The sequence below is a fragment of the Vicinamibacterales bacterium genome (genome assembly GCA_036496585.1).
Taxonomy (GTDB): domain Bacteria; phylum Acidobacteriota; class Vicinamibacteria; order Vicinamibacterales; family 2-12-FULL-66-21; genus JAICSD01.
Window position 1 is genome coordinate 77,812 of sequence record DASXLB010000065.1, and the last position, 9,470, is coordinate 87,281.

At 69.4% G+C, this 9,470-nt stretch carries 8 protein-coding genes; 1 reads left to right on the plus strand and 7 read right to left on the minus strand.

Annotated features, from left to right (window positions below):
• Positions 1-52: 52 nt before the first annotated feature.
• Positions 53-1,456, plus strand: a complete 1,404-nt coding sequence (locus VGI12_18810) for an erythromycin esterase family protein (protein ID HEY2434730.1) — start codon at positions 53-55, stop codon at positions 1,454-1,456.
• Between the two features lies 1 nt (position 1,457).
• On the opposite strand, the gene ilvC is transcribed toward VGI12_18810, so the two are convergent.
• From ilvC to VGI12_18845, 7 genes are all read right to left on the minus strand, one after another.
• On the minus strand, positions 1,458-2,480 hold the full coding sequence (ilvC, locus tag VGI12_18815) for a ketol-acid reductoisomerase (GenBank protein HEY2434731.1): 1,023 nt from the start codon (positions 2,478-2,480) through the stop codon (positions 1,458-1,460).
• 54 nt (positions 2,481-2,534) lie between these two features.
• Positions 2,535-3,092 carry an acetolactate synthase small subunit gene (gene ilvN, locus VGI12_18820; GenBank protein HEY2434732.1) on the minus strand — a complete coding sequence of 186 codons (558 nt, stop codon included), beginning with the start codon at positions 3,090-3,092 and terminating at the stop codon, positions 2,535-2,537.
• A 41-nt stretch (positions 3,093-3,133) separates the two neighbouring features.
• Positions 3,134-4,840, minus strand: coding sequence for a biosynthetic-type acetolactate synthase large subunit (gene ilvB, locus VGI12_18825; GenBank protein ID HEY2434733.1), 1,707 nt, complete (start codon positions 4,838-4,840; stop codon positions 3,134-3,136).
• A gap of 27 nt (positions 4,841-4,867) precedes the next feature.
• Positions 4,868-6,547 carry a dihydroxy-acid dehydratase gene (ilvD, locus tag VGI12_18830; protein ID HEY2434734.1) on the minus strand — a complete coding sequence of 560 codons (1,680 nt, stop codon included), beginning with the start codon at positions 6,545-6,547 and terminating at the stop codon, positions 4,868-4,870.
• Positions 6,544-7,407: a prephenate dehydratase gene (gene pheA, locus VGI12_18835; GenBank protein HEY2434735.1), complete on the minus strand. Its 864-nt coding sequence runs from the start codon at positions 7,405-7,407 to the stop codon at positions 6,544-6,546. Before pheA ends, ilvD begins: the two co-directional genes overlap by 4 nt.
• A 98-nt stretch (positions 7,408-7,505) precedes the next feature.
• Complete coding sequence (locus VGI12_18840) at positions 7,506-8,651, minus strand: YCF48-related protein (protein HEY2434736.1); 1,146 nt, start codon at positions 8,649-8,651, stop codon at positions 7,506-7,508.
• Positions 8,644-9,470 (minus strand): sigma-70 family RNA polymerase sigma factor (locus VGI12_18845; protein HEY2434737.1); only part of this gene is annotated, 827 nt, incomplete at its 5' end. The genes VGI12_18840 and VGI12_18845, both read right to left, overlap by 8 nt.

Sequence of the window (9,470 nt, forward strand, 5' to 3'; positions counted from 1 at the left end):
TTCGCTCGTAGTCATCCGTGACGGCGCCGCCCGCGCCGGCGTTGGGGGACCAATGGCCGCGTCGATTCTGCTGCTGCTCGGAACCATCCTCGGCGCGCGCTCGGGACAAGCGCCGTCGCTGCTTGCAATTCACAGGCTCGACGGAAGCCATTTCGAGACGGCGGCCCAATGGCAGTTTCTCGCGCCAAGGCTTGAGAACGTCGATGTAGTCGGGTTGGCGGAGCCGATCCACATGACTCACGAGTTTCCCATCCTGCGCATCGGAATCATCCGGTTCCTGAACGAGCATCTGGGCTTTCACACGCTCGCCCTCGAGGGCTCGCTCGTCGATGCGTGGGCCACGCAGGATCGGTTCCTCGCGTCGGCCCGATCGGATCGCGACGCGTCGGAGGCGCAGCTCGCGCTCTTCCCTCTGTGGAACACCCCTGAAATCCGGGAGCTGTTTCAGTACGAAGCCGCGAGCTGGTCGACGCAAAATCGTCTGTACGTCACTTCGTACGACGTGCAGCCAGGCAGCGGAAAGGGAACATACGGCGTCGAGGCCATTCGGCTGCTTGCCGATCGACTGACGACATATGCCGCGCCGCCAGTGAATCTGGCCCGTGACACATGGCTGCATGACCTTCAGCCTTTGACCGGCGGCTGCGGTGCGTTTACGCCAGCTGACGCTCCGGCCGCGATCCACGCAATTGAGCAACTGGAGACGTGGATCGCAACGGCGAGTCCAGTGGTAGCGGCTCGCTTCCCAGACGTTCCAATGCATTCACGGTCACTGCGACTGGTTCCGGCAAGTCTGCGCGGCTCCCTCGCACTGTGCACCGGCATGGCCTCCCATTCAGCCAGCTACAAGGCCCTTCGGGACGGCCAGGCTGCGATCTTCGCGGAAGCGCTGCGAAACGTGTCCATCGACCGGAAGCTGATGCTCTGGGCGCACTGGAGCCATCTGACCTACGACGACTCTCTTGCAGGACCGTCCGTCGGCTACGCGCTTCGACAGCGGCTGGGAGAACGCATCTACACGATCCTTCCGGTCGCCGACCGAGGAAGCGCGATCATGATCTTCCCCGCGCCGGGATCCGATGACGATGTCGGCTATGGCTGGGTTCGGGCTGGTTCCGACCAGTTCGCCACGCGGATGCGAGCGTTGTCGTCGACGCCCTTCCTCGTGGACCTCCGCGACGCCTCAGTCAGGAACGACGAGGCCTTTGCCGGGAGCCAAACCGTGTGGATCGAATCCCGCCCGGTCCGCCTGTCTCTGATCAGGAATGCCGACGCCATCGTCTGGCTCCCGCAGATCGGCCCCCCGCACGTGCCGCTCCCGCTGCTGATGGTCCTGGGCGGTATGCACTATCGGAAGACGCTTGCGGTGTTGGCGGTGCTGCTGCTGGTCGCAGGCGGTTCGGCGCTCGTGTGGCGCCGCCGCCCGCGTCCTGCCCGGTCGTCGCGCGCGGCTTGAACTATCGCGTCGGCACCGTCTGCTTGACTTCGACGGGATCGACGAACGGCATCATCCGCCGCAGTTCGACGCCGACCTGCTCGAGGAGCTGACCCTGTTCCTCGGCGCGGTGCGCGTTGAAGCTCGGACGGCCCTTCTCGTTCTCGGCGATCCACATCTTGGCGAAGCGGCCGCTGCGGATGTCGTCGAGCATCCGCTTCATCTCGGCCTTCGTCTCGGCCGTGACCAGCCGCGCGCCGCCGGTATAGTCGCCGAATTCGGCGGTGTCGCTGATCGAGTAGCGCATGTAGTTGAGGCCGCCGCGGTACATGAGGTCGACGATCAGCTTCAGCTCGTGGAGGCACTCGAAGTAGGCGATTTCAGGCTGGTAGCCCGCCTCGACGAGCGTCTCGAAACCGGCCTTCACCAGCGCGCTCGTGCCGCCGCAGAGCACCGCCTGCTCGCCGAACAGATCCGTCTCGGTCTCCTCGGTGAACGTCGTCTCGACGACGCCGGCGCGGGTGACGCCGATGCCCTTGCCGTAGGAGAGCGCCAGTTCGCGCGCCTTGCCGCTGGCATCCTGGTGAATCGCCACCAGCGCCGGCGTGCCGCCGCCTTCCTTGAACAGTTCGCGGACCCGGTGGCCCGGCGACTTCGGCGCGATCATCGACACGTCGACGTTGGCGGGCGGCTGGATCGTGCCGAAGCGGATGTTGAAGCCGTGCGCGAACATCAGCGTCGCGCCGGGTTTCAGGTTCGGCTCGATCGATTCCTTGTAGAGCTTTCCCTGGCCGTGGTCGGGTGTCAGCACCATCACGACGTCCGCCTCGCGGACGGCCTCGGCGACGTCGAGGGCGCGCAGCCCGTCTTTCTCTGCCTTGGCGCGCGAGGCGCTGCCGGGCGGCAGACCGACGCGCACGTCGACGCCGCTGTCCTTCAGGTTCAGCGCGTGCGCGTGCCCCTGGGACCCGTATCCGATCACGGCCACCTTCTTCGCTTGAATGAGCGCGAGGTCCGCGTCCTTGTCGTAGTACATCTTCGCCATTGCCACTCCGTATCCGGCCGTTTATCCGCGGCTCCGCGTGTGTGTATCCGTGCTCTAGACCGAGAACGACACGCCGCTGTCGAACTCGACTTCCTTGTCGCCGGCCGGCCGTTCGGCGGCGGCCAGGATCGGCGCGCTGCTGCCGCGCGCCATCGCGACCCGGCCGGTGCGCGCCATCTCGAGCACGCCGTACGGCTTGAGCATCTCGACCAGTCCGTCGATCTTGTCTTCGGTGCCGGTGATCTCGATAATCAGCGAGTCGGGCGAGACGTCGACGACCCGGGCCCGGAAGACGTCGACGAGCTGCATGATCGGGCCGCGCGAGGCTTCGGTCGCGGCAACCTTTATCATCGCCAGGTCTCGGAAGACGACCGGCTGCGGCGTGACGTTCTCGACGCTGATCACGTTGACGAGCTTGTAGAGATTGGCTTCGATTCGCGGCACCGCGCGCTCGTCGGAGTCCATCACGATCGTCATGCGCGAGATGCCCGCCCGCTCGGTGTGCCCGACGGTCAGCGACTCGATGTTGAAGCCGCGGCGACGGATGAGCGAGGTGACGCGCGTCAGCACGCCCGGCTGGTCCTCGACGTGAACGATGAAAGTGGTCTGCATAGGCTTCTCTGCCAACTGTCGACTGTCCGCTGCCAATGGCCCTAGACGTCCTCGCCGGTTTCGGCGATCGGACTGGGCCGGCGAATCATCTGATGCAGCGCCGCGCCCGCCGGCACCATCGGATAGACCGTGTCTTCCTGCTCCACGGCGAAGTCGATGAGCACCGTCTCGCGCGCCTTGCGCGCCGCCTGCACCGCCGGGATCACTTCGTCGCGCTTCCGCACGTTGATGCCGCGAATGCCGTAGGCGTCGGCGATCTTGACGAAATCCGGGCTGAGCAGCGGCGTCGCCGCGTAGCGGCGCTCGTAGAAGAACTCTTGCCACTGCCGCACCATGCCGAGGTAGCCGTTGTTGATGATCGCGATGTTGATGTCGATGCCTTCCTGGACGATCGTCGCCAGCTCGCTCATCGTCATCTGGAAGCCGCCGTCGCCGACGACGACCCAGACCTCCGCGTTGGGCCGCGCGATCTTGGCGCCGATCGCCGCCGGCAGCGCGAAGCCCATCGTGCCGAGACCACCGGATGTGATCAGCGACCGCGGCACGTCGTGGTGGTAGTACTGCGCCTCCCACATCTGGTGCTGGCCGACGTCGGTCACCACCAGCGCCTTGCCGCTGGTGGCGCGCCACAGATCGTTGATGACGTGCGCGGCGTAGAGGTGCCCTTCGTCGGGCAGGTTCTTGATGTCGAGGACGGCCGAGCCCCCCTTCAACTCGTCGATCTTGCGCAGCCAGGCGCTGCGATCGCCCGGCGCGATCGCCGGCAGCAGGCGAGGCAGCACGTCGCGCACGTCGCCGATGATGCCGACGTCGACCGGCACGTTCTTGTTGATTTCCGCGGGATCGATCTCGACGTGGATCTTCTTCGCGTTGGGCGCGTAGCTGGCAAGGGTGCCGGTGACCCGATCGTCGAAGCGCATGCCAATCGCGATCAGCAGGTCCGCCTCCTGGATCGCGGTGTTGACCCAGGCCTCGCCGTGCATCCCCATCATGCCGAGGTTGAGCGTGTGCGAGGCGGGGAAGGCGCCGATGCCGAGCAGCGTCATCGCCACCGGGATCTGGGTCCGCTCGGCAAACGCCTTGAACTCCGCCATGGCGTTGCCCAGCAGGATGCCGTGGCCGGCGAGGATGACCGGCCGCTCGGCCGCGTTGATGAGCGCGAGCGCCTCGCGGAAATTCGCCTCCTGCGGCGGCGGTCCGGGGCGGCCGTGCGGACGCGGAGCCGCCGCGTCGTAGTCGAACTCCGCCTGCGACTGCTGCGCGTCCTTGGTGATGTCGATCAGCACCGGACCGGGGCGACCGTTCTTGGCGAGGTAGAAGGCTTCACGCACCGCCGGCGCGACGTCGGCGGCGCGCGTCACCAGGTAGTTGTGCTTGGTGACCGGCAGGGTGACCCCGGTGATGTCGGTTTCCTGGAACGCATCCGACCCGATCAGCCGGCTGCCGACCTGGCCGGTGATGCAGACGATCGGCGAGCTGTCCATCATCGCGGTGGCCAGCCCGGTGACCATGTTGGTGGCGCCGGGACCGGAGGTGGCGATCGCCACCCCGACCTTGCCGGTGGCGCGCGCGTAGCCGTCGGCCATGTGCGTCGCCCCCTGCTCGTGCCGGGTCAGGATGTGACGGATCGGATAAGCGAGCATCGCATCGTAGGCCGGCAGGATCGCGCCGCCCGGATAGCCGAACACGTCGGCCACGCCCTCGCGAACGAGACACTCCCAGAGAATCTGTGCGCCTGTCTTTTTCATCGTCGCTACCGTCTTCTGTCTACTGTTCTATCCCGTCACCGCGCCTTGCGCGGCCGACGAGACGAGCTTCGCGTATTTCGCCATCACGCCGGTGGAGAAACGCGGCGGAGGCGGCGTCCAGGTCGCGAGCCGCGACGCGACAGCGGCAGGCGTCAGCGCCACCGCCAGGCTGCGCGCGGCCAGATCGATGGTGATGACGTCGCCGTCCCTGATCGCCGCGATCGGGCCGCCGACCGCGGCTTCCGGCGCGATGTGGCCGATCATCAGCCCGCGCGTCGCGCCGGAAAAACGGCCGTCGGTGATGAGCGCCACCGACTCCCCCAGACCGGCGCCGACGATGGCGCCCGTCACGGCGAGCATCTCGCGCATGCCGGGGCCGCCCTTCGGCCCTTCGTAGCGGATGACCACCACGTCGCCGGCCTTGATCGCTCCAGCCTGCACGGCGGCGAAGGCGTCCTCTTCGGCGTCGAACACCCGCGCCGGGCCGCTGTGACTCGGACGGGTGTGGCCGCTGATCTTGATCACCCCGCCGTCGGGCGCGACATTGCCGCGCACGATGACCAGGCCGCCGTTGGGCGAGATCGGATTGCTGAGCGGCCGCACCACCTCCTGCGCGGGCGTCTCGGTCGCGAGCGCCGCCTCGTCGCCGATCGTCCGTCCCGACACGGTCCGGGTCTCGGCGTGAAGCACGCCCGCCTGCACGAGCCGCTGCGCCACCAGGCGGGTGCCGCCGGCGCGATGCAGATCGGTTGCGACGAAGCGGCCGCCAGGCTTGAGGTCGGCGATCAGCGGCACCTTGCGGCTGACCGCGTCGAACACGTCCAGATCGAGCTCGACACCGGCTTCCCTGGCGATCGCCAGCAGGTGCAGCACGGCGTTGGTCGATCCGCCGGTCGCGGCGACCGCCGCGATCGCGTTCTCGATGGCGGCGCGGGTCACGATCCGGCGCGCCGTGACCCCGCCGTTGTGCAGCGCCATCGCCAGCCGGCCGGCCTCGACGGCGACGTCGGCCTTGCGGGGATCCAGCGCCGGCACGCTCGCGCTGCCCATCGGCGAAAGCCCGAGGAACTCGCACGCGGCCGCCATCGTGTTGGCGGTGAACTGGCCGCCGCACGCGCCGACGCCCGGGCACGCGCCATCCTCGATCCGCCGCAGCCCGGCGGCATCGAGCCGGCCGGCCGCATTGGCGCCGATCGCCTCGAACACGTCTTGAATGGTGACGTCGCGGCCGTCGACGTGGCCGGGCGCGATCGATCCGCCGTAGAGCACCAGGCCCGGAACATCGAGCCGCGCCAGCGCCATCGCGGCGCCCGGAATCGTCTTGTCGCAGCCGACCAGGCAGACGACGGCGTCGAAGGCGTTGCCGCGGGCGACCAGCTCGATCGAGTCCGCGATCACCTCGCGGCTGATGAGCGAAGCGCGCATGCCGGCGGTCCCCATCGTGATGCCGTCGGAGATCGACACCGTGTTGAACTCCATCGGCGTGCCGCCCGCCTCGCGCACGCCGCGCTTGACGTGCACGGCGAGGTCGCGCAAGTGGTAGTTGCACGGCCCGATCTCGATCCAGGTGTTGGCGATGCCGACCAGCGGCTTCTTGAGGTCGCCATCGGTGAAGCCGACCGCCTTGAGCATCGCGCGCGACGCGGCGCGGGCCGGCCCGGCGGTGATCATGCCGCCGGCGGGGCGCACCGGATCCGACGCGCTCATCGGGTGGACTCCGGCGCCGCCGCAGTGATCGGCTCGTCCGGCGACGAGACCTCGCGCGCGGCGCGATAGGTGCCGAGCGTGCGCACCCAGCGCGCGAACTCGGCGAGGTTGATGAGCGCCCGGCCGCAGTTCAGGTCGTCGCGCGACACGCCCAGGTCGGCGTAGAACATGTACTCCCAGGCGCTGCCGCGGATGGGACGCGACTCGAGCTTCGTCAGATCGATCTTGCGCATCGCGAAGACGCTCAGCGCACGGAACAGCGATCCCGGCTCGCTCGGCAGCGCGAACACGATCGTCGTCTTGTCCGCCCCTTCAGTGACGGGGTGGCGGGCGATGACGCAGAAGCGCGTGATGTTGTTGTCGTAGTCCTGGATGCCGCGCTTGAGCACCTCCAGGCCGAACACCTGCGCGGCGCGAATCGAGGCAATCGCGGCGTCATGCCTCAGCCCCTGCTCGCGGATCAGCTTGGCGCCACCGGCCGTGTCGTAACCGGCGGAGATGTCGACGCCGGAGAGCCCGCGCAGGAAGCGCTCGCATTGCGCCAGCGCCTGCGGGTGCGAGTGGACGACCTTGACGTCCTCGAGCCGCACGCCGGGCAGCGCCAGCAGGCAGTGATCCACCTTCAGCTGCACCTCGCCGACGATCGGCAGCTCGTGCTCGACGAGCAGGTCGTAGTTGCGGTGAATGCTGCCGCCGATGGTGTTCTCCATCGGCACGATGCCTCGCCCCACCGTGCCGTCGGCCACTGCCTGGAAGACATCCTCGAAGTTGCGGCACGCCAACGGCGTGGCGTCCGGCGCGAACGCCAGCGCCGCGGCTTCGCTGTAGGCGCCGGGCTCCCCCTGATAGGCAATCCGCATCCCCGAAACTCTGGCACACGGCCGATCATTCGTCAAACAAATAGTCCTTACGTCTCTATTCGTGACGCTTATACACCCCCGGTCCCACTCTCCCGCGTCTACCGCGGCGTCCAGGTCTTGCCGCCATCACTCGTCATGAAGCGGCGGCCGGCGATGGTGGTCACCGTGGCGTGCGAGGCGTCGGTCGCCTCGACGGCGACGAGATCGATCGCGTCGGGGACTGCGGCACGGACCCACGCGGTGCCGTCGGTGGTGACGAGCACCAGACCGCCGGCGCCGACCAGCCAACAGACGCGCGCCGACGGCGCGGCGCCCGCCCGCACCGGCGTCAGTCCGTCGATCGACTGTGCCTGCCACGTCTTGCCGCCGTCCGTCGTGTGCTCGATCCGGCCGTCGACGCTGCGCCACTGCGAAAGGGGATCGGGCGACAGGATCGCCACCGGCGCAGGCGCGGGCGCGTTCATCATCGGCGCCGCGGCGAAGGCACGGGCGCGCGGCGCCCTCCTCATGTCGTCGCGGTCGGCTGCCGCCACGTTCACCTGGGTAGACCGCGCAGGCGCCGCCCCAGCCGCTGCCGGAGCGGCCGGCGCGGGCTCTTTCGGAGCAACGAGGTCCTTGGCGGCGGGCTCGGCCGTGGCCGGCGCCTGACCTGGCGCGGCCTGCCCCGGCGCCGCCGGCGCCGCGTCAGCGATCGTCTCAGCCTTCTGGCGCGTCGCCGGCAGCGCAGGGGATGGCCCCGCCGCGTCGGTCACCGATCGCCCTGCGAGCCGGGCCGGTGCCGCCGCAGCGGATGCGGCTGTCTGCGCAGCCGAGCCTGCGGGTGCGACGGCCTGTTCGCGCGCGCCGGCGGCGGGGGACGCCGCGGCCGGGCCGGGCGCGGGCAATGCGGCCGCTGCTGGCGAGGGAAACGCCACCAGCGCGGGCGACGGTGGTTCGATGAAGGCGAGGCGCCCGACGATGACGAGCGCTACGGCCGCGGCGGCGAGCGGCACCAGCCACGCCACTGGCGCCCTCCACCACGGTCGGGCGATCGGCGGCGGCTCCGTTCGCATCACGGCGGCGATGAGCGCCTGGCATCGCGCGCAGTCGGCGCCGTGCGCCTCGAACGCGGCGCGGGCCGTCGCGGTCAACGTCCCATCGGCCCACGCCGCGAGCGTCTCCGCGTCGGCGCAGGTCCCGAACGCCGCGGCCGACGCCGAGTCGTGGAGCACGCCGCGCAGCAGCCGATCGGGCAACTCAGTCATAGATGACCTGCTTCATATCGAGCGGACCTGAATCCGCGATCACCGAGGCGAGGCACGCGGCAATCTGGTCGTCGTCGAGGCGCGACTCCTCGCGGAGCTGGCGCTCGACGGCGCTGCGGATCTCGCGGCGCGTCCGCGCCAGATGACGCGACGCCGACGCCTCGCTCTCGCGCAGCAGACGGCCGATCTGCGCGAGCGTCAGCTCCTGCACGTAATAGCTGGCGAGCCGCAGGCGATCGCGCGGGTCGAGCCGCGCCACGGCGTGGCCGAGCGCGCCGCGCACCAGCGCCACGTAGCGATCGCGATCGGGATCGGCCGCCGCCGGCGCCTCGGGCTCGGCCGCGTCGGGCAGAGGCGCGAGGCGGCGTGCGGCCCGAAGGCGGTCGACGTAGCGTTGCGCCAGCACCGCGCGCAGCCACGTCGCCAGGCTGCTCCGCCCGTGGAAGTAGCGCAGCAGCGACTGGCGCTCGCCGCCGCCGCTCGCCAGACCGTAGAGATCGGCATAGAGCGAATCGGCGACCTCGCGCGCGCCGCCAGTCGCGTCGAGCGCGTCTGCGGCGCGATAGAGGATCGGGCGGTACTCTCGGACGAACCTCTCCCAGGCGCGCTCGTCGCCGGCCGCACACAACCGTGCGAGATCGACGTCGTTTTCATCCGAGGGGCGTCGCCCCTCGGACTCCCCTACACGCTCGCGCGCGCGCCGCTCCGCCGGCGCGCTCCGGTCGCGTGGCTCACTCGCGGTGCTCGTTCGCCCCTCCACTCCCTCGACTCGTGCCACCCTCGGCGGCCGGATCCGACTCCTTATCCGATTCATCCGAG

Excerpts from the sequence above, each read along its gene's own strand:
- pheA (HEY2434735.1), bottom strand. The coding sequence starts at position 7,407 with ATGCGGATTGCCTATCAGGGGGAGCCCGGCGCCTACAGCGAAGCCGCG.
- ilvN (HEY2434732.1), bottom strand. The coding sequence starts at position 3,092 with ATGCAGACCACTTTCATCGTTCACGTCGAGGACCAGCCGGGCGTGCTG.
- ilvD (HEY2434734.1), bottom strand. The coding sequence starts at position 6,547 with ATGAGCGCGTCGGATCCGGTGCGCCCCGCCGGCGGCATGATCACCGCC.
- ilvC (HEY2434731.1), bottom strand. The coding sequence starts at position 2,480 with ATGGCGAAGATGTACTACGACAAGGACGCGGACCTCGCGCTCATTCAA.
- VGI12_18810 (HEY2434730.1), top strand. The coding sequence starts at position 53 with ATGGCCGCGTCGATTCTGCTGCTGCTCGGAACCATCCTCGGCGCGCGC.
- ilvB (HEY2434733.1), bottom strand. The coding sequence starts at position 4,840 with ATGAAAAAGACAGGCGCACAGATTCTCTGGGAGTGTCTCGTTCGCGAG.
- VGI12_18840 (HEY2434736.1), bottom strand. The coding sequence starts at position 8,651 with ATGACTGAGTTGCCCGATCGGCTGCTGCGCGGCGTGCTCCACGACTCG.